The sequence below is a fragment of the Candidatus Cardinium hertigii genome (assembly GCF_003788695.1).
In genome coordinates this window covers 125,964-146,925 of sequence record NZ_RARA01000026.1, presented here as the reverse complement: position 1 = coordinate 146,925, position 20,962 = coordinate 125,964, and the positions used below count along the sequence as shown (strand labels likewise).

The window sequence follows — 20,962 nt, the reverse complement described above, 5'->3', positions numbered from 1 at the left end:
ACTACAAAAGATCAGGAAAAAACAGATAAAAGCAAAGTTATCCAACGGATCGTTATGTTACAGATAGAAGCTGGAGCGTTTACTGCATTTAATGATAAAGAAAAAAATAAAAAGCTTACTTTAAGCTATCCGCTTAGAAATAAAGAAGAAACGGGAACTATTTCAGGAAATGTAGATACAACTGCTTCCTGTTTCATTATTGAATTACTCAATAGTAAAGATGAGCTAGTAGATGCTATTCGGAATGAAAAAAGCTATCGGTTTACGATGGTTCCACCTGGTGTCTATAAGATGCGTATACTGCTACTAAATGAAGGAGAAGACAAATGGTCACCAGGTAATATTCGGAAAAATATTGAACCAAATCCAGTAATCTTTTACGATAAAGAAATTAACATTATAGAAAAGCGGGACGAAATAGTTGACTTTACATTTAAGGTTTAACAACCCAGCATATACTAATTTCAGCTTTTGAGAGATGATTCATATTTATACAGATGGTTCTGCTAGAGGAAACCCAGGACCAGGAGGATATGGGGTTATTTTAAAGTATAAGCATTATGTGAAAGAGTTAGCGCAGGGTTATAGAAAAACAACCAATAATCGAATGGAATTATTGGGTGTTATTATAGGCTTAGAAGCATTAAAAGAAGCGCTACAAGAAGTGATGATTTATTCTGATTCCAAATATGTATTAGATCCAATTGCAAAAGGGTGGCTTAAAAAATGGATAAAAATGGATTTCAAGGATAAAAAAAATCCAGATCTATGGAAGCGTTTTTGGATAGTGTACCAAAAGCATCATGTATATTTTCACTGGGTTAAAGGTCATTCTGGTCAGCGGGAGAATGAACGTTGTGACCAGCTTGCTGTAGCTAGTAGCTATCAAAACCTTCTTGTAGATGAATATTACGAAAAAATGACTGTGTCAGTAGGAAATGTTGGGGTTATTTAAGTAACTTCCCCAAAGGTTCTATGTTGTTTTTGAAAATAGGCTAAGGCTTCCATCAAATGTTCTTTTTTGAAAGTAGGCCAAAATAAGTCTGTAAAATACAATTCTGAATAAGCACATTGCCAAGGTAGAAAATTACTCATGCGTTTTTTTCCTCCCGTACGTATTAAAAGATCAACGCTTGGTAGCTCGCTTGTATACAAATATTTTTTATATATAGCTGGCGTAATTTTGGCACGATAATCTTGTACAAACTTTATAAAGCTGCCAAAACCAGTATCATTGCTCAACCCCTTACTAAGAAAGTCATTCACTATTTTAATCAAAAAATCATTCACCATAGTCTCAGCCGCAGCTATTGTTTCTGCTCTTCCACCATAGTTAATGGCAACTGTTAAATGTAATTTGGTATGATTCTTTGTAAGATCTATGGCATTTTTTAACTGATCCCAACAAAAACTAGGTATGCCTGAACTATCGCCTACTACACGAAATTTGATATTGTTTTCAGTAAATTGGTTTAAATTCTCACTAATACTCTTTGCAATTACGTTGAAAATGGTGTTGACTTCTTGCGCTGGCCGTCCCCAATTTTCGGTAGAAAAAGCATAAATCGTTAAATACGGAATCTCCTGCTCTAAACATCCGCTTATCGTTTCCGCTACAGCTTTTTTTGCATTTTCGTGACCATAAGATCTATCCCCTGCCTCTTTTTTTCCCCATCTGCCATTGCCATCCATAATAATGCCTATATGTTTCGGCTTTTTTTGAAGGTGAGATAATTCCATTTAAATTATACCAATTTGAAAAAGAAACATACAGCAAGTAGCCATACCTGCAACAGATATTTGTACAGAAAAATGCTCAAACCTTTCTTGCATAAAAATGGATAAAGACAAATCCAATAGTGTTGGTTGGTCCGCCATAGTAAGAACGAGATGTATGGTTGTATAGAAAAAAAACCATAGGAATGCGCATGTTATTGCGCAGCCATGCTTTTTTAGTAAGATGTAGGCAATTTAGGTAAAAAAAAGATATTATTAATGTTCCTATATCCTATACTTGTTAAGTATAATAAAAATAAAAATAAAACAGACTTTTGTGTGTCCGTTTACCACCTTGGCTACTTAGCTGTATAGAGTTGTTAGCGTACGGATTGATGTAAGAAGTTAGCTATTCAGATATATAAGCAAGCTGTTTAAAACAGGACGTTATAGATACAATATGTAATGGATATTAAAATCAGGAAACTATGAGCCTAGCTAGTAAGGTAATATGGATGCCATGTGAATCAATACAAACATTTCTGACACGCACGTGAACGGATACTATTTTTATGCTTTGTGCATAGGATGCAGGGCAATTTTTTGTTTAATATCTGCCTCTATTTTCGCGAATAGTGCAGCATTCTCATTTAACACGGATTTGCTTGCCTCTCTTCCTTGGGCCAATTTATTGTCCTCATAGGCAAACCAGGATCCAGCTTTTTTAATAATGCCTAATTCTACGCCAATATCAATAATTTCTCCCACTTTAGAAATCCCTTCTCCATAAACAATATCAAACTCCACTACCCTAAAAGGAGGTGCTACTTTGTTTTTGACAATTTTCACCCGTGTGCGCTTTCCTGATACCCTTCCATCACTTTCTTTTAATGATGTTACACTACGAATATCCAAACGAACAGAGGCATAGAATTTTAGTGCATTGCCACCAGTAGTCGTTTCTGGGTTACCAAATATTACACCAATTTTATCCCGCAGCTGATTGATAAATATACAGGCACATCCTGTTTTATTAATTGTTCCGGTAAGTTTTCGTAAGGCTTGCGACATTAAACGAGCCTGTAGTCCCATTTTACTATCTCCCATATCTCCTTCTAGTTCACTACGAGGAACCAAAGCTGCCACAGAGTCAATCACTAAAATATCTATACCACCCGAACGAATGAGATGTTCGGCTATTTCTAGGGCTTGTTCTCCATCATCTGGTTGAGCGATTAACAGGTTTTCAGTATCTATTCCCAGTCGTTCTGCGTAGCTTTTATCAAAAGCATGCTCCGCATCAATAAAGGCAGCTAATCCACCCTTTTTTTGTGCTTCTGCAATGCAGTGTAAAGAAAGCGTGGTCTTACCAGAAGATTCTGGTCCATAAATTTCAATAACCCTTCCACGTGGTATCCCACCTACCCCTAATGCGAGGTCTAAGCTCAGGGAGCCTGTAGAAATTACAGGAATATCTACTACTTGATTATCACTTAACCGCATAACCGTCCCACGGCCATATGTTTTTTCTAGTTTATCAATGGTAACTTGTAGGGCTTTTAATTTTTCTGTATTATCGGTCATAATTCGGTCGTAATCTAGCGTCTATGAAAATAAAATTGGTCTAATGTTTAAGAGGCCTAATTGAGTAAGCAACTATGAGATTATGCCCTTATTTTAGGGAATCTTCTCAAAATAATATAGGGTGAATAGATACGATATACCGATTCATACCCTAAAATACCACATTTATTTGATATGTAAAGTACCCTATCAAGTATATTTTATAACAAAGATAAAGCTGAGTTGAATTTTGATTTTTATTATATAACTTATTATCAATATAAAAAATTGAAAACCTATTTTGTAAGCAAAAAGCATCTTCTGATACAGCTTGTATGGCTATGTACTTATTTCATCTGTTTACAAGCACAAGCCGATCCATCGGTACCTATGAAAGAAGTCATAGTGGGCGTAAACAAAACCCATAAGAAAGGGTTGCAAAAATATTCTATTTGCCAACCACCTAGTACTGTTTTGTTTATACCCCTCAAAAGATGGCTCTATCATTTGGGAAAAAGGTATTTCAATCCTGATACAATCAAAAATGATCTGCTTAATATTAAAAATAAATATGAAGATAGGATTAATAATGCTAAGAATGAAAAAGAGAAAATAAAGCTTATCGCTAAGAGAGATAGGCTTATGAAAGCAAAGGAAACAATACTTACGCGTGGCAACCGTCTTATGCGTATGGGAGAAAAACCTATATACTATGATCCAATGTATGTGCATCATAATGAAAAAATGTTTTTAAACTACCTTCATTCCAAAGGCTATTTAGATGGTGAAGTTATCAGTAACACTGATGTGCAAAAAAAAAGAGTATATGTTACCTATTACGTTACCCCACACCATTTGTATACAATTGGCTCTGTTCATTTACAAACAGACCATAAACCGATAAGTGATATTCTTTTAAGACATAAGAGCGAAAGTTGCATTAAACCAGGCCATCCCTATCAATACCAAGATTTTGTAAATGAACAAGAGCGCATTATAAACTTACTGTCCAATAATGGCTATTTCGAATTTCATGAACAGTATATTTATTTTATAGCTAATGTATCCCCAGCGGATCATACTATAGACATTACTACTGTAGTAGATGGGCCTGGATCAGAAATAGCTCATATAAAGACAAAAGTAGGGCGTGTTATAGTAGATTTAACTTGCGAAAAAGATAAGAAAAATGGCATAAATGCAATAAAAAAAGAATACCGGGGTATTGATTTTTTAGTTTCATCAGATAAATACCCTTTAGCGCATCTAGTACGCAAAATAACCATTCGACCTGGTGATTTTTATAATAAAAGTAAAATTTTAGAAACGTATGAACGGCTACACGGTATTGCCACATTTGAGTCTATTACGATTTTACCCAAATTGGAGGAAGGCCAGTTGGTAGTGTATATTCATGCAAAACCTAATGAACGTGTTCTATTACAAACAGAATTTGGAGGAACCTGTATCAACCTAAACCTGAAACGGTTTCGGCCTACTATCAAGTTAATACCTACCATCAGAGGCATATTTGGGGGAATGGGTATTGTACGTATGGAGACAAGTGTTGATTGGGGGGGGCAACTAGAGAAAAAGAAGCCCTTTAATGTTTACAACCATGTAGCGTATGGATTGCGTATTAAATTTACCACTCCACGTTTTATATGCTATTTACCCGAAAAGACCAATCTGGAATTGGAAAATTTTAATCCAAGTACCGCTATTGATATGGATTTTATAAAAAATCCTATGGATATGGATAGTGAACAAAAAATAAAAGGAGCATTACATTATCAATGGTTCAATAGAAGGAAAAATATCTCTTATCAATTTTCGCCATGTACAATCATTACCACCCACCCTAAAATCATAGACACAATCCCCAAAAATCCATTTGAAAAGAAGCTTTTCACTCCTTCGTTTTTAACTAGTATAGGATTTGCATCTACCATAAGTAATCCTTCTACTATTGTACATTTGAGTACAATAGAACAATATAAGTGGATGATTTCTATTGGCCTAGAACATGGGGGACTGTACGAATATATTTTTCCTATTAAAAAGCTTTTTTCTAAGGACGTGCAATTTTATAAATTTATTAAATTTGACATAGCCTATCGTCATGCTTATAACCTTACACAAGATACCCGGCTGGTTTATCAAGCAAAATTAGGTATTGTAAATTCCTATGAATCAGGGGAAAAATGGAAGGTGCATCCAGATAAACAATATGAAATAGGAGGGCATGGCAGCGTACGTGGTTGGGATGCACAAATGGTTGGCCCTGGTTTTTATCTACCCAAGACAGAAAATAAAAAAGACAAGCACAAAGGTGATTTGCTCTTATTAGGTAATATAGAATTACGTCAAAAATTAATTGGGCATCTAGAAGGAGCACTTTTTCTGGACATAGGCAATACCTGGAAATTATCAAAATACCATACGCCGCCCAAAATGAGATTTTATTTTAATGATTTTTACAAAGCGCTTGCTGTAGGGGGCGGCTTTGGATTAAGATTAAACTTTTACAATACCTTTGTATTGTGTGGAGATGTAGCTATTCAATTACATAGGCCTGTTAGGGTAAAGCTCAATGGATCTCAAAGAGTTAATTTTAATCTAAGCATTGGCTATCCTTTTTAATCCTTAGGGAAAGGATAGGGAGTTCTGTTTATTTATTGCGTTTATTTACACAGAACAACGATTCTCATTCATAAAAATTAAATAAGTAATTCCATAGAACATATGCAAAACAAAACCATAGATCTAAGATTAGATATAACTGAAATTAATATTATTATTAAAGCCTTGTCTGAACGGCCTTTTCGAGAAGTATATGAATTAATAGGAAAAATTCATGCGCAATCTAGCCCTCAACTCAAACAAAAGGAATTAGATGATCTTTAAATAAATCATTAACTGTTTAGTATATCAACTTCTCAAAGGATAATTAAAATAATACGTTCTTTGTCTAAGCGCATATAATTGTTTTATGTAGTTTTTAAAAATATATAAGCTATTCCAATAGAAACAAATTCGTATCCGTTCAGTCGTGTAGCCAATTAGAAATAGCGCAATAATGCAAGATCATAAAAAATGCGCCTTGAACAAAGCTGTGAATAGAAAAATTCAGTAATCTATAAAATATGGCGACCACGCAAGTGAACGGCTACTCTGAATGTGTATAACACAATCGTTGTAATTTTTTATTGTAACGACCTTGTAATATTTAAGAAATAATAACGCAAAAAGTTAAGATAGGGCTGTTTTATTTAAAATGATGGCTTAATACTTATGTATTTAAATAAAAAAACAGTAAATTTGGAGAGAGGCGCATGCCCAAGTCATGTCGCATGGAGTGACGGAATTTAGGCGTATCAAGTACATTTGATACGGTATCAAACCTAAAAGAGTAGCGTCCCCTGGCTTAATTTTTTAAGGGTATAGGAAAGCGACTTTTTCTGCTCCATAAAGATATATTATATTATAACTTACGAAATCTTATTAAAATGCCTTGTGGTAGAAAAAGAAAAAGACAAAAGGTAGCTACACATAAGCGTAAAAAACGCCTTAGGTTAAATAGACATAAAAATAAAAAATAGATAGCATTTTTATCTATTATAAATCAATGGCAGGGAATCATTATGATCTTTATTGCTTGGCTATTTATATTATACATACCTAGATACGCTACTAATTGCTTTCTGTTTTTAGGTTTCTGTAAAAACGTAAACAAATGAGCGCGTGGGTAACGAATTAGTAATTAATAGTACGAATAATAATTGCAGGATAGCATTACTTAAAGATGGAAAACTTTTTGAATATCACATAGATAGGGAAGATAACAAATTCACGGTAGGCGATATTTATCTGGGTACTATTAAAAAAATAGTACCTAATTTAAATGCTAGTTTTGTGGATGTAGGATACAATAAAGATGCTTTTTTGCATTATTTGGATCTTAGTCCGCAATTCGCTTCTTTACAAAAGGCTGTTCGATTGGTTAGACATCAGCAGGGTAATGTAGACACTTTGAGTGAATTTGTAATTGAGCCATATATAGATAAACTTGGCAAAATTGGAGATCTGCTTACAAAAGGACAAGAAGTTTTGGTTCAAATAGTAAAAGAGCCGATTTCAACCAAGGGGCCACGTATATCTTCTGAATTATCTTTACCTGGCCGTTATATTATATTAACGCCTTTTGTAGATACCATTGGAATTTCCAAAAAAATTACCAATGCTGAAGAGCGAGATCGATTACATCGTTTGCTCGTCTCCATTAAACCCAAAAACTTTGGTGTAATTGTGCGTACTGTGGCTAAAGGAATCGATGTGGCTACTTTAGATGGTGATCTAAGGGATCTTATCGATAAGTGGAAGAAAGGAATGGCGCAATTGGCAACTGCACTGCCTGGCGAAAAAATTATAGGAGAAGTAAATAGAGCCTATACTATTCTGCGGGATATGCTTAATGAAACTTTCGACAGTATAATAGTGGATGACAAGCTGCTATATAGTGAAATCAAACAGTATATACATGCTATTGCACCTGACAAGGAGAAGATTCTTAAATTCCATCAAAGTAAAGTCAAACTTTTTGAGCAATTAGGTATAGAGCGACAATTGAAAACGCTCTTTGGTCAAACCGTTGGTATAGAAGGAGGCGGGTATTTAGTTATTGAGCATACCGAAGCTATGCACGTTATTGACGTAAATAGTGGAAACAGATCGGTAGATGAAGAGGGGCAGGAGAAAATGGCCTTAAATGTAAATTTGGCTGCTGCTCGAGAAATTGCCCGGCAATTACGCTTGCGAGATATGGGAGGGATTATAGTAGTGGACTTTATAGACATAAAAGATTTGGAAGAGCGTAGACTACTTTATCAAAAAATGAAAGAGTTTATGAAAGAAGATCGAGCCAAAGCCTCTGTTTTACCTTTATCAAAATTTAGCGTCATGCAAATCACACGGCAGAGGGCACGGCCAGAAATGAATTTAGTAACCAGGGAACTTTGTCCATCTTGCAATGGAACGGGTAAGATCGATGCTTCTATATTGGTATCAGAAAGAATTGAAGAAGACTTACGCCTTGTTTTAATGAATCAAAATGAAGCAGGTATAAAACTTTTGTTGCATCCCTACCTATATGCCTATTTCACTAAAAATTGGATGTCTAAAAGGGTTAAATGGTTCTTGAAATATGGGAGATGGGTTACCTTGATTGAAGACTCTTCTATGGCCGTAACAGATTATAAATTCATCAATAAGAATCAAGAGGAGATAGAGCTTCACTAGGAGACCGTTACAATAGAAAAATAAACTTAGTCATCCATATTGAACTTTCCCCTCATGGAGAAAATCGTTAACTTAACTTGAGTTTTTAGAATTTATTTTTTTTAGCATTATTATTTTAGCGGCTCATTCCCTACAGTAAGTGAGACATAACAATATGGCTCAATTTGTTAATATGTATCCCTTCACTGACGGATACGTCATAATGTATGATGAGGCCATTGCAATAGACAATTTGTATCCGTTGGAATCGATTGTTTTATATGGTAGATAAATAAAAAATAGAAAAACAAGCTGGCTTGTCGCTTGGGTAACTAAGTCCAAGAGGAAAGTCCGGGCAATACAGAGCGCCCTACTTCCTAACAGGAAGGCATATGGGAAACTTCCATGTGACAGCAAGTGCCACAGAAAATAAACCGCTTTCTAGTAATTATAGAAAGTAAGGGTGAAAAGGGGAGGTAAGTGCTCACCGCTCTATTGGTGACAATAGAGGCAGGGTAAACCTTAGGGATTGCAAGGCCAAATAGGCATACCTATGCTATAGTAGTGTAACGGGTTGCTCGTCCGTTTTTTCTTTTCGAAGAAAAGGGTATGTGGGTAGGCTGCTAGAGGTCATGAGTGATTATGGCCCCAGATAAATGACAAGCGGTGCACAATGGTGTACTACAGAACCCGGCTTATAGGCTTGTTTTTCTTTATATTGTGTTATTCATTATATTTAGCTACTATGCATACTCCTTTACCTATCAGATCATCCAATTTTTCAGCTTGGTATAACGAACTAGTAGTACGTGCAGATCTTGCAGAAAATGCTCCTGTACGTGGCTGTATGATTATTAAGCCTTATGGCTATGCCATTTGGGAAAAGCTGCAAAATATTTTGGATAAAGCTTTTAAAGAAACAGGCCATGTAAATGGCTATTTCCCCTTATTGATTCCAAAATCTTTCTTAAGCAGAGAGGCTAGCCACGTAGAAGGTTTTGCGAAAGAATGCGCCGTGGTTACCCATTATCGCTTAAAAATAGCAGAAAATGGGCGGGATATCGTTGTGGATCCTGCTGCTCAATTAGAAGAGGAACTTATTGTACGTCCTACTTCCGAAGCCATTATATGGAGTACTTACAAAAATTGGATTCAGTCTTATAGAGATCTCCCTATTTTGCTTAACCAATGGTGTAATGTAGTCCGTTGGGAAATGCGCCCTAGGCTTTTTTTACGTACTACAGAGTTTTTATGGCAAGAAGGCCATACCGCTCATGCTACGCAGACCGAGGCAGAAGCAGAAGCTTTGCAGATGTTACATCTCTATGAGGGTATTATTAGAGACTATATAGCCATTCCTGTAATAAAAGGTATTAAAACAGCTCATGAGCGTTTCGCTGGTGCAGAAATGACCTATACAATTGAAGTACTTCTACAGGATGGAAAAGCGCTACAATTGGGTACCTCCCATTATTTGGGCCAACGCTTTGCCAAAGCCTTTGATGTAACCTTTACCAATCAAGCTGGTCTACGTGAGTATGTATGGGGTACTTCTTGGGGTATTACCACACGTCTTATGGGTGCATTGATTATGATGCATTCCGATGATGATGGTTTGGTGCTGCCTCCTAAAATTGCGCCTATACAGGTAGTGATCATACCGATCTATAAAACAGAAGCAGAACGTTCTCTAGTAGTTGCGCAGATGTCCCTACTTCAAGCGGTATTGATTACCAAGGGCATTAGCGTGAAGCTAGATGATAGAGATACGCGCAAGCCAGGTTATAAATTTGCTGAATATGAACAAAAGGGGGTTCCTATTCGCATTGTGCTAGGCCCTACGGATTTACAGAATAAGACGGTTGAATTGGCACGTAGGGATACAAAAGAAAAAATCACCATTGCTATGGACGGTTTAGTCGAACAGGTTATGGGTTGGTTAGAAGAAATACAGGAAAATCTCTATCGACGTGCACTTGCTCTCCAGCAGCAGCATACCCTATTTGTAGAGGACTATACTACTTTTAAAACGCTTATGGCTGGCAAAGGTGGTTTTCTATTTGCGCATTGGGATGGTACTACAGCAACAGAAGAAAAAATTAAGGCGGAAACCAAAGCTACTATTCGTTGTATTCCCTTAGATGGGGAAGAGGAGAGAGGGAGTTGTATTTACTCAGGTAAACCTTCTAAAAGACGCGTTGTTTTTGCACGAGCGTATTAACTGTAGGTATATGTATGCTAGCCTCTTCATCTATTTGCTTTATTACACTTGTTCTAAAACGAATGAGGAAAGGGATCCAGGTTACTTTTTCTATTTCTATACATAAAATTGTTACGTTAAGCATTGCTATAGGGACTGCTTCTATACTGATTGCTTCCATGGTGATGCTTGGTTTTAAAGCAGAAATTAAAAAAAAATTGGTTTCTTTTGCTGGACATTTTGAAATTACCAAATATAATAGTGCGCCTTATGCATTAACATCGCTACACACCGGTCAGGTGAAGGGTTTGATGCTTAATTTGCCTAGGGAAATTAAAAAAATGACAGCATTTGTTCAGAAACCTATGCTTATTCATACCAAAACAGATGTAGAGGGAGTAGGATGCAAAGGGCTGGATCCAATGATTGCACATACAGAATTGGAAGACTATTTAATAGCAGGAAGGCTTCCCAATTTAAGTGAAGCTGGGTATCAAAATGAATTGGTAATTAGTTCCCATCTTGCCCAAAAATTATCTATTCAATTAGGCGATAGGGTAGGAGTGTATACTATACATCCTACGGTACGTTTTCGAAAATTAAAGATTGTGGGCATATATTGTACCTATTTACAGGAGATAGATGCCCATTTGACTTTTTGTGATATGCGACTGATGCAGCGTTTGAATAATTGGGCGCCAGCAATAGTAAATGGATATGAAATTTTTCTGAAAAAGGGTGTTTCTCCTACCAAAGCACTAAAAGAGAAGATGCTGTCATTTATAGAGCGTGACCTACAGCTTACAAGTACGGAGCAAAAATATGCTCGTTTGTATGATTGGTTGGCTATTATTCAAAAAAACACCCTTATTTTTATTGTGTTTATATTGTTAATAGCAGGATTTACTATGGTTGCGACAGTAATGATTCAACTTATGGAGCGTAGCTATATGGTAGGGATATTAAAAGCTTTGGGAGCGCATGCTTGGCAAATTAATCTCATTATGCTTTGTAATAGTTTGCGTACCCTATTTGGGGGAATGGTATATGGCAATATCTTAGGCCTAGCTGTATGTTTTGTACAATATTACTATAGGTGTATTAGTCTTGAACCAACTCTTTACTATATGCATTATGTACCCATTTATTGGAATTGGAAAGTAATACTATTCTCAAATCTACTTATCGTAGGTACGATCTGTATGGTCTTATATTTTGCTATTGCTTTGCTAAAGCAAAAAACAATCCTAGAGGCGTTTATGGAATCTTCTTTATAAAATTAAACCTTGGCAATATGAGCACTTTGTGAGGGATATGGATCAGTAAAATTGATTCATGATTTTCAACTTAATTTTTAATTATATAATAAAAATATATTATCTTGTGCTATCGTGGTATAGCACTTTTTATCTTAATTTAAGATAATACGTTCTATTCAGAAATAAATAGTTATGATGGTAGTAGCCATATACTATTTTTTTGTACGGAAAGGGCCTGTAGCTCAGCTGGTTAGAGCGCTACACTGATAATGTAGAGGTCCGTGGTTCAAGTCCGCGCAGGCCCACGTTATACTAACGTGTTATTAAGAGGAGGGATTTAAAAGGGCAAAATAGATCTTTTTTTTAGAATCTTTGTGCGTACCCAATCGATTAGTTTTATAAACACTTAATTGTCAAACACATAATGAAAATAGCTTGCTTTTGTAAACAGGTTTTTACCGTTGTACTGGGTTGCTGGGTAGCGGCACTATCTTTTGTATCTATAGTATTTTTTCTATTACTACAATATTGGTCTGCTCCTATTTCCCCTACAGAGGTAAAAAAGAATTCAGTATTAGAATTGCATATAGGGGGGCAGATGGCTGAATGGGTTCCCAGTTCGTTGTGTAGCTTTAATTCCGGGATGTCTGATTTACGGGTCATTAAAAGAACGATTCGACAAGCAACAGAGGATAATTGTATTAACGCTATTTACTTAAAGTTATCGTATTTATCTGCAGGATGGGCTACTTTAGAAGAAATTAGAGAAATTTTGTTGGACTTTAAAAAGAAGGGAAAAACCATTGTAGCATATGGAGATAACTATACAAATAAATCTTATTATTTAGCTTCTGTAGCAGATGAAATTATAATGAATCCTAGTGGTTATTTGGATTTTAAGGGTTTGTCTGCAACTATTAATTTTTATACGCAGTTTTTTGAAAATATTTCTATAAAACCAATAGTTTTTCGCATTGGAGATTACAAAAGCGCAGTAGAGCCTTACTATTTGAATAAAATGAGTGAGGAGAGTAGACGACAAACGGAGGCCTATCTTTCTTGCTGCTATGAACATTTTTTATCCAACATAGGTTTGTCTAGAAATATACAGGTTCCCGACCTGAAGGAGTTTGCTAATAACCTTTCTGCAATATTACCCAATGATGCCCTTCATGCCAACCTGGTTACGAGAGTAGATTATGAAGTAGAGGCCAAAAAATTACTCAAAGAACAGCTCCATAAGCTAACGGGTAAAGCAGATCCATCTTTTATTCATTACAAGTATTATGCACCTACGAAAAAACAAACGGGTGTAGTTAATAAAATAGCTGTGGTAGTGGTAGAAGGGGAAATTATATCTGGTCCGACTATCTCTGGTTATGTGGGTGATCGTGATTTTGTAAAAACCATGCAAGCTATTCAGGAAGATGCTACTATAAAGGCATTGGTATTGCGTATCAATTCACCAGGAGGATATGTACTACCTTCAGACAATATGTGGAAAGCAATAGAGGAGCTTACAAAAGTTAAACCGGTTGTAGCTTCTATGTCTGATATAGCTGCTTCTGGGGGTTACTATATTGCCGCCCCTTGCCACTATATTTTTGCTCAGCCTACGACTATTACAGGTTCTATTGGTATTTGGTTTCTATTACTTGATCCAACTAAATTGATGCAGAGAATAGGTATTGAGAGGGATGTAGTAAAAACAGCTCTTTCTGCGGATTTTTTAAATCCTAGGACAAGTTGTTTACCATCCGAATCTAAATGTATGTATAAAATGTTGCAGACTAGTTATGAAACTTTTCTCCATAAGGTGGCCCAGGGGCGTAAGCTAGATGTAGAGCAAGTAAAAAAATTAGCTTCTGGTAAAGTATATACTGGTAGATTGGCGCAAAGTAATGGATTAGTAGATGCATTAGGAGGTCTTGAAGTAGCGGTTGCTAAGGCTGCAGAACTAGCCAGTTTGGTAGGGCCCTATGATATTTGTTATATGCCTCGCTGTAAAACAAAATCGGAACAGTTGTTTTCCTACATTACCGGCAATAGTAATGTAAAAATGGAAGCGTTTGCTGCTGTGGCCAAGGAATATCCGATACTTAACCAGTTGAAAATGATACATAACCGTCAGCCATTACAGGCAATGCTTCCTTATACAATTGATATTGAGTGATTCCTATGCATGCAATAGGCATTGTGATAGAATAGATCAATGGCAGTTTAGATGAGGTTCGTATGGTGAGGTTTGTACCTAAAGGTTGCTTTGATGCAATAGCTAGGAAATATAGCGCAAAAAAGGTTGTCATAAAATTTGTTTTTCCTATATTTGTCCTATGGACGCCGATTGGCTTGTGGTATGCGCGGATGTGGCGGAATTGGTAGACGCGCTAGACTTAGGATCTAGTACCGTAAGGTGTGGGGGTTCGAGTCCCTTCATCCGTACTTGATTTATTTGTATGGGAATAAGGGCATTCTTTTTGTTTTTTTAATTTTTTAAATCTGCTTTACGTTGGACATTCAGTTTAATAAGATTAATCCTAACCATGGGGTTGTTTGTATTACATTATATGAACCTGATTATAAGCCTGTTTTTGAAAAACAGCTAAAGCATTATGCGCGGAATGTTCGTGTAAAGGGGTTTAGAGTGGGAGCTGTTCCGGTAGAAGTGATTAGCAAGATGTATGGACGCTCTATTCTTACTGAAGAGCTTTTAAAAGTAGCTGCATCTGCTTTAAAAAATTACATTGAGCAAGAGCAAATTCCTATTTTTATAGAGCCGCTACTGGTTACACCTAAGCAAGACCAAGACATAGACATAGATCTACCAAATCAGCAGGGTATTACTTTTTCTTATGAAATTGGTTTAATGGAATACCCTACTATTGAATTGGGTCCTCATATTTCTGTTACGGAATTTAAGATAAGTCAGGTAGAAGGGAAACTGGTTGATGAATTTGTAGAAGCATTACAACTTATTCATGGTCAGCGTGTTAATCTTAATGAAAGCACTGCTGACGCTATATTGTCGGGTTCGCTTGAAATGGGTGCTGGAACCGTTACGCTTCCTTTGCGTATTTCTGTAGCGTATGTCCCCGAAGGTTTGAGAGAAACGTTAGTAGGCCTTTCTGTGGGTGCTAAGGTAATGATAACACAAGAGATGCTAAAAAACCATTTTGCTGCTATTTTAGGTATAAGCTTTGGTGTATTTGCTACTCTAAAAAAGAAATATATAGCGGGGCCGATGATGTTTACCATTGATGCAATAAGTCAGGTTGTACCAGCTCCTATTGAACCTACACTTTTTAATTTAATATTTGGGAAGGGAGTTGTGGACTCAGTTAGCTCCTTTAGAGAGGCTATTACTAAAATTATTTTATTGGATAAATGTACAGAAGCATCGTATACATTTTTTGAAGACCTTCGTGATGAGCTATTTAAGTATAATTCCATTCATTTACCGGATGTGTTTCTTAAAAAATGGCTTTCCTTTCATAACCCAGTAGCCACTCCAGAGGAGGTAGAGGACTACTATAATGCATTTGAGCAAGATGTAAGATGGGAGCTTTTATTAGGGAATATAGTTAGAAAAAATAATTTAACGGTTACCGAATCAGAGGTAATAGATGAGGCAAAACGCATCTATGCTGATGATATTAAAAATAAATTAGTTGACTCACAGTCAGAATTTAATGATTCCACTATCTATCCAGCTGTTATAACTATGTTAGCTCACGATAAGGGTAAGCTTTATATCAAGTTACATCAGGAGTTAAGTAAAAATAGAGCTATAAATTTTATCAAGCAGCATATATCTGTGGTACCTCAAACGGTTACTGCCGAACAATTTGACGCAAGAATATGATGCTTGATTTGCACTGCAAATTATAGCTATAATGCATGTTTTGTGCATATCCCATCGGGATATGGTTTGGATATTATTTGAACTGCTTTAACTTCATATATAGTCCATCCATTATCTTTCTTACTAATATGATGAAAGAGGATCTTCAATACATCAAGCAGCGATTCAATATTATTGGTAATGCACCACTATTAAATAGAGCTATAGAGATAGCTATGCAAGTGGCTTCTACCGATCTATCTGTTTTAATTACCGGTGAGAGTGGTACAGGTAAAGAATCTTTTTCAAAAATTATCCATGCACTAAGTCCCTACCGGCATGGTCATTTTATAGCTATTAATTGTGGGGCTATTCCAGAAGGAACCATAGATTCTGAATTGTTTGGTCATGAAAAAGGCTCCTTTACCGGTGCGCTAGAAAGCCGAAAAGGCTATTTTGAAGAAACCAATGGCGGTACTATTTTTTTAGATGAAATAGGCGAAATGCCCTTGGGTACTCAAACCAGACTTTTGCGTGTGTTAGAGTATGGAGAATATGTAAAAGTAGGATCTTCTAAAGTAGAAAAAACGAAAGTGCGGGTGGTGGCAGCTACTAATGTAGATTTGCTGCGCGCTATTCAGGAAGGAAAATTCAGAGAAGATTTATACTATAGGCTCAATACCATTCCAATTGTTATCCCCCCCCTACGTGAACGAGGGACAGATATCATCTTATTATTTCATAAATATTCTAGTGATTTTGCTACTAAATATCGCGTTAAGCCTTTAGAACTAACGCCACCTGCAAAAAAAATTTTTATGAAATATTCCTTTCCAGGTAATATCCGTCAGCTGAAAAATATGGTTGAGCAAATTGCTTTGCTTGAGGAAACCACTATGGTAACCCCAGAAGTTCTAGAAAGATATGTACCAAAAGAGCAGAACCATATATTGCCAGTTCTCTATAAAAAATGGAGAGAGAATGATTGCACTGAAAAAGAATTTGTTTATCCGATGCTATTTGAGCTAAAGCGGGATATTGCTGAATTAAAAGAAATCATATTTAATTTTATTAGATCTGGTTCTATTAACCATTCGATTATACAAAAACCGTCTCGTTTATTTGGTGTTCATAATGAAACAGAAAGCATTCTCAAACCAGTACATTTTCTAGATAGTGATCAAGGTTTTCAAGAAAAAGGCTTACATTCTATGCATACATCTTATGCGTCAGAAACAGAAAATCTTTCTATTGAGGCTCAGGAACAGGAATTAATTCGTAAATCTCTGCAAAAAAATGAGGGCAATCGTAAAAATACTGCCGATGATTTAGGTATTTCCGAAAGGACCCTATACCGGAAAATTAAACAATATGACATTGAAGAACGTAATTTTAAGAAGTAGTGTATACTTTTTTTGTGGTTTTTTTTGGCTTGCGTCCTGTGGTATATTTACTTTTCAAGGGGCTGAGCCCCCACCTGAGATTAAAAGTTTTTCTATTCAGGAGTTTTATTCAGAAGTTGCAGATGCTCCACCAGATATGAATCAAAAGCTTATGGAAGCACTTGAAACGAAATTATTACAGATGACTTCCCTAACCAGAGAGGATAAAGATGGCGATATTCAATACGATGGCATTATTACATCCTTTGCGTATTCTACTGTATGGAAGGATGATAAGGAAAATCCAAATAGTATTCCTAAAGAAGTAAAATGTTTAACTATAAAAGTAAACGTCACGTATACGAATCCTTTTGAGGAAGAAAATGAATTTAATAAAGAATCATTTGAGGGACATGCGTATATGGATACGAATGACGATCAATCTACAAAAGAAGAAGAATTAATTAATACAATTATTCGTGATCTGGTGGATAAGATCTATACAAAATCCATAGATGCTTGGTGATATTTGATATGTTTTTACTATGCAAGTTCAGAAACTATTAAAATTATTGGAAGACCCTGCAACGCTTTCGTCGGAAGATCTGTCTGATTTGGAAGCGCTTATACAGGAATATCCCTATTTTTATTTAGCCCATGCCCTTCTTGCTAAAGCGGTATATGTACATGAGAATGATGTAGAAAAATATGTTGTGCAAAGGGCTGCTACTTATGCTCCTGATCGTACACATTTACGCATATGGTTGGAAAATAAGCTTGCGCTCCCACCATGTACGAGAAGTGTCCGCGCTGCACCTACACCAGAAACATATACTACCAATAACTATTTGGATATGGTTGCTAAAAAATCACTTAAAAAGAGCACAAATGAAATAAGTATTAAACAATTTTCTATTATTGATACCATTTTAAATAAAAATTTACAATTTGATCCTTTTGTAGAGGTAGCTCCAGAGGTGTTATCTGTAGATCTCTCAGCGCAAGGTACTTCTCTAGATGAACGTTTTGCAACTGAAGCATTAGCAGGTATAATGGTTCAACAAAAAAAATATAAACGAGCTATTAGAATGTATGAACATTTAATATTGAAATATCCTGAAAAAAAAGAGTATCTTAGCGATATAATTTCTAATCTAAACAAGGTCCTGTAGCATATGTCTATATTCAAAATACTTACGGTAGGTGTTGTTATTGTAGCAATTTTATTGATTGGTTGTATTCTTCTTCAAGAGCCTAAGGAGCGGTTGGTACATTCTGGTGGAAGTGCAGCTTCTATACAACGTATTGGTATTAATCAAAAAGCCGATTTTCTAGAAAAAGCTACCTGGGTATTGGTAGGTTTACTGCTTTCTTTAACGTTTTTGTCTTCTATCTTTCTTAAAGATATACCGCAGTCGAGCGTGCTTATGCAGCATAATTTAGCTAAAACGCCGGAAGAGCCGACATCAAACAGTAAGAATGATCAGATTCCCAATACCGATGAAGCGAATGTTTCAGCGGATCAAGAAGCTACTACAGCAGGATCTTCTTCTGATAAATAAATCTTAGTAAATAGGAAATAGGGATTTGATTGTAAACGGCCAATGTATATGAAACGAATAAGCGTAAGAAAAGGTATCCTATTTTGTCTATCTTTCCTACTGACGCATCCATCTAAAGCGATTGGGTTCGCTGCGGGACCCTCTTTGGGTGCAGCTGGGTATTATGTAAATGATCCAGAAAAGTATTCTGTTGCTTTGCATAACTTTGCTGTTCAGATAGGATTGTTTGCGAAACTAGATCTTTGGCTTTTGTATGCTAAATTGGATCCTTTATTTGTATTAGACTGGAATAATATATCACCATCTCATACGGTATACTGTAGCAAATATATTAGTGCGCCCATGACGGTTGGCGTATCTTTGTTTGATCTATTGCGTCCGCATGCTGGCTTGGTTTTTTTAATAGATCTTACTGAAAACAAGTTTAAAATTATTAAAAATGCTAGAAAGGAGGAAAAAAATAATTGGTTCTATCTGCTGGGTATAGGTGTGGATCTAGGAAACTTTCTTATTGACCTCGATTGGGAATATGGGGTTTCATCAAACCAGCAAATAAGCAAAGGTAGCTATAGGCCCAAACAATTCGCATTAAGGGTAGGCTACAATTTACTAGGGCTACTAGGATAAGGGGGGGGTATTTGTTCAAGGTGCGTTTTTATGATCTTGCATTATTGCGCTATGGCTAATTGGCCACACGACTGAACGGATACTCTTATAAAATATATTGATTCAAATCTTTCCGTTGGACTAAGTCAGCTAGTGATGCTTTAACCATTTCTTTGGTAATGGTAATAGTTGTATTAGGAAGAATGGTATCTGGAACGTCAAATAGTATTGGGTTTAATAGATAGCTCATTACGGTTTGCAAACGTCTTGCGCCAATATTCTCTACCTCTTCGTTAAGCAAATAAGCAGTGGCCGCAATTTCTTGTTTTGCTTCTAAATCAAAATTTAACGTTACACCTTCTACTGTTAATAGTGCTTGATATTGCATGGGTAATGCACTTTTTGGCTCATCTAGAATCTTATAAAAATCCTTTTGGGAAAGGTTTTCTAGCGTTACCCGAATAGGAAATCGGCCCTGTAATTCCGGAATAAGATCAGATGGTTTAGCCATATGGAAGGCCCCTGCGCCAATAAAAAGAATATGATCTGTATTGATAACACCATATTTTGTGTTAATAGAACTTCCTTCTATAATTGGCAGAAGGTCACGCTGTACGCCCTCTCGGCTTACGCCTGGCCCCTGTCCTTGCGTAGTATTCGCAATTTTATCAATTTCGTCTATAAAAATAATCCCAGAGCTGCTGGCCCTAGCCAAAGCTTCTTCTTTAACTGCACTCATATCAATAAGTTTTGTTATTTCCTCTGCTAAGAGCAATACACGGGCTTCTGCAATGGAGACTTTTTTATTTTTTGTTTGCTTAGGTAAAAAACTATTCAGCATATCTTGAAAGCTCATAATCATCCCTTCGTCTATAGCAGGGCCAATGCCCATACTATTGATATGGCTAGGGCTCGTAGATTTACTTACCTTAATTTCTATTTGTTGCTGATCCAGCGCTCCACTTCTGTATTTTTCTCGAAAACGTTCCCGGGTAGCATATCTATTTTGCTCATCATCCAGCCACTTATCTGCTTCTCCTTTTACTTTAAGAGGGGGGTATAATATATCTATAATAGTTTCTTCTACTTGCTGAATAGCCTTATGTTGGAGTTCTTCCATTTTTTCTGCTTTAACCATAGCTACGGCACGTTCCATTAAATCTCTTACCATGCTTTCCACATCACGCCCAACGTAGCCTACTTCTGTAAACTTAGAGGCCTCCACTTTAACAAAAGGGACTTTCGCAATTTTAGCCAATCGCCTAGCTATTTCTGTTTTACCTACTCCAGTTGGCCCAATCATTAAAATGTTATTTGGTACAATATCTTCCTTAAGATGTTCAGCTACCTGCATTCTGCGCCATCTGTTCCGTAAAGCAACCGCAACATTGCATTTGGCTTCTTTTTGACCAATAATGTATTTATCGAGTTCCTTTACAATTTCCTTGGGTGTAAGTGCGTATATATCTGTTGACATGGTTTTTCTATTTTTTTACGTTACGTTTAATTTATAACTTAATTATATAGCTTATGGCTTTGTATATAGAACCTATTGC

General features: G+C 36.2%; 16 protein-coding genes, 2 tRNA genes, 1 other RNA gene and 1 pseudogene. 17 read left to right on the top strand and 3 right to left on the bottom strand.

Annotated features, from left to right (window positions below; all coding sequences use genetic code 11):
- Nucleotides 1–444 (top strand): annotated as a pseudogene (locus EDM02_RS05820) (hypothetical protein); the annotation flags it as partial.
- A 34-nt stretch (nucleotides 445–478) separates the two neighbouring features.
- A complete protein-coding gene (gene rnhA / locus EDM02_RS04470; RefSeq protein WP_123663409.1) occupies nucleotides 479–955 on the top strand; it encodes a ribonuclease HI in 477 nt (158 codons plus the stop codon).
- Here the strand turns inward: rnhA and uppS are convergent.
- A complete protein-coding gene (uppS, locus tag EDM02_RS04465; RefSeq protein ID WP_123663407.1) occupies nucleotides 952–1,740 on the bottom strand; it encodes a polyprenyl diphosphate synthase in 789 nt (262 codons plus the stop codon). The genes rnhA and uppS overlap by 4 nt on opposite strands.
- A gap of 546 nt (nucleotides 1,741–2,286) precedes the next feature.
- Complete coding sequence (gene recA / locus EDM02_RS04460; RefSeq protein ID WP_123663405.1) at nucleotides 2,287–3,300, bottom strand: recombinase RecA; 1,014 nt, start codon at nucleotides 3,298–3,300, stop codon at nucleotides 2,287–2,289.
- 369 nt (nucleotides 3,301–3,669) lie between these two features.
- Here recA and EDM02_RS04455 point away from each other — a divergent pair, with 369 nt between their 5' ends.
- The 15 genes from EDM02_RS04455 to EDM02_RS04390 all read left to right on the top strand — a co-directional run bounded on the left by EDM02_RS04455 (nucleotide 3,670) and on the right by EDM02_RS04390 (nucleotide 19,427).
- Nucleotides 3,670–5,922, top strand: coding sequence for a BamA/TamA family outer membrane protein (locus tag EDM02_RS04455; RefSeq protein WP_123663403.1), 2,253 nt, complete (start codon nucleotides 3,670–3,672; stop codon nucleotides 5,920–5,922).
- Between the two features lie 102 nt (nucleotides 5,923–6,024).
- A complete protein-coding gene (locus EDM02_RS05710) occupies nucleotides 6,025–6,186 on the top strand; it encodes a hypothetical protein (protein ID WP_184891146.1) in 162 nt (53 codons plus the stop codon).
- Nucleotides 6,187–7,023: 837 nt separating this feature from the next.
- Nucleotides 7,024–8,577, top strand: a complete 1,554-nt coding sequence (locus EDM02_RS04450; protein ID WP_123663401.1) for an Rne/Rng family ribonuclease — start codon at nucleotides 7,024–7,026, stop codon at nucleotides 8,575–8,577.
- Between the two features lie 283 nt (nucleotides 8,578–8,860).
- Nucleotides 8,861–9,270: RNase P RNA component class A (gene rnpB, locus EDM02_RS04445), an RNA gene on the top strand.
- A 31-nt stretch (nucleotides 9,271–9,301) separates the two neighbouring features.
- Nucleotides 9,302–10,777 (top strand): proline--tRNA ligase, encoded by a 1,476-nt coding sequence (gene proS / locus EDM02_RS04440; protein ID WP_123663399.1) that lies wholly within the window; start codon nucleotides 9,302–9,304, stop codon nucleotides 10,775–10,777.
- 14 nt (nucleotides 10,778–10,791) lie between these two features.
- Nucleotides 10,792–12,033, top strand: a complete 1,242-nt coding sequence (locus EDM02_RS04435) for an ABC transporter permease (RefSeq protein ID WP_123663397.1) — start codon at nucleotides 10,792–10,794, stop codon at nucleotides 12,031–12,033.
- A gap of 213 nt (nucleotides 12,034–12,246) precedes the next feature.
- Nucleotides 12,247–12,320: transfer RNA gene (locus EDM02_RS04430), tRNA-Ile, on the top strand.
- A gap of 119 nt (nucleotides 12,321–12,439) precedes the next feature.
- A complete protein-coding gene (gene sppA / locus EDM02_RS04425) occupies nucleotides 12,440–14,188 on the top strand; it encodes a signal peptide peptidase SppA (RefSeq protein ID WP_123663394.1) in 1,749 nt (582 codons plus the stop codon).
- 187 nt (nucleotides 14,189–14,375) lie between these two features.
- Nucleotides 14,376–14,457: transfer RNA gene (locus EDM02_RS04420), tRNA-Leu, on the top strand.
- Between the two features lie 67 nt (nucleotides 14,458–14,524).
- Nucleotides 14,525–15,877 (top strand): trigger factor, encoded by a 1,353-nt coding sequence (locus tag EDM02_RS04415; RefSeq protein ID WP_184891145.1) that lies wholly within the window; start codon nucleotides 14,525–14,527, stop codon nucleotides 15,875–15,877.
- A gap of 131 nt (nucleotides 15,878–16,008) precedes the next feature.
- Nucleotides 16,009–17,259 (top strand): sigma-54 interaction domain-containing protein, encoded by a 1,251-nt coding sequence (locus EDM02_RS04410; RefSeq protein ID WP_123663462.1) that lies wholly within the window; start codon nucleotides 16,009–16,011, stop codon nucleotides 17,257–17,259.
- Nucleotides 17,228–17,764, top strand: a complete 537-nt coding sequence (gene lptE / locus EDM02_RS04405; protein WP_123663390.1) for an LPS assembly lipoprotein LptE — start codon at nucleotides 17,228–17,230, stop codon at nucleotides 17,762–17,764. Before EDM02_RS04410 ends, lptE begins: the two co-directional genes overlap by 32 nt.
- 19 nt (nucleotides 17,765–17,783) lie before the next feature.
- On the top strand, nucleotides 17,784–18,410 hold the full coding sequence (locus EDM02_RS04400; RefSeq protein ID WP_123663388.1) for a hypothetical protein: 627 nt from the start codon (nucleotides 17,784–17,786) through the stop codon (nucleotides 18,408–18,410).
- Nucleotides 18,411–18,413: 3 nt separating this feature from the next.
- On the top strand, nucleotides 18,414–18,800 hold the full coding sequence (secG, locus tag EDM02_RS04395) for a preprotein translocase subunit SecG (protein WP_123663386.1): 387 nt from the start codon (nucleotides 18,414–18,416) through the stop codon (nucleotides 18,798–18,800).
- Nucleotides 18,801–18,848: 48 nt separating this feature from the next.
- Complete coding sequence (locus EDM02_RS04390) at nucleotides 18,849–19,427, top strand: hypothetical protein (RefSeq protein WP_123663384.1); 579 nt, start codon at nucleotides 18,849–18,851, stop codon at nucleotides 19,425–19,427.
- Between the two features lie 85 nt (nucleotides 19,428–19,512).
- On the opposite strand, the gene hslU is transcribed toward EDM02_RS04390, so the two are convergent.
- Nucleotides 19,513–20,883 (bottom strand): ATP-dependent protease ATPase subunit HslU, encoded by a 1,371-nt coding sequence (gene hslU / locus EDM02_RS04385; protein ID WP_123663382.1) that lies wholly within the window; start codon nucleotides 20,881–20,883, stop codon nucleotides 19,513–19,515.
- Nucleotides 20,884–20,962: the final 79 nt, after the last annotated feature.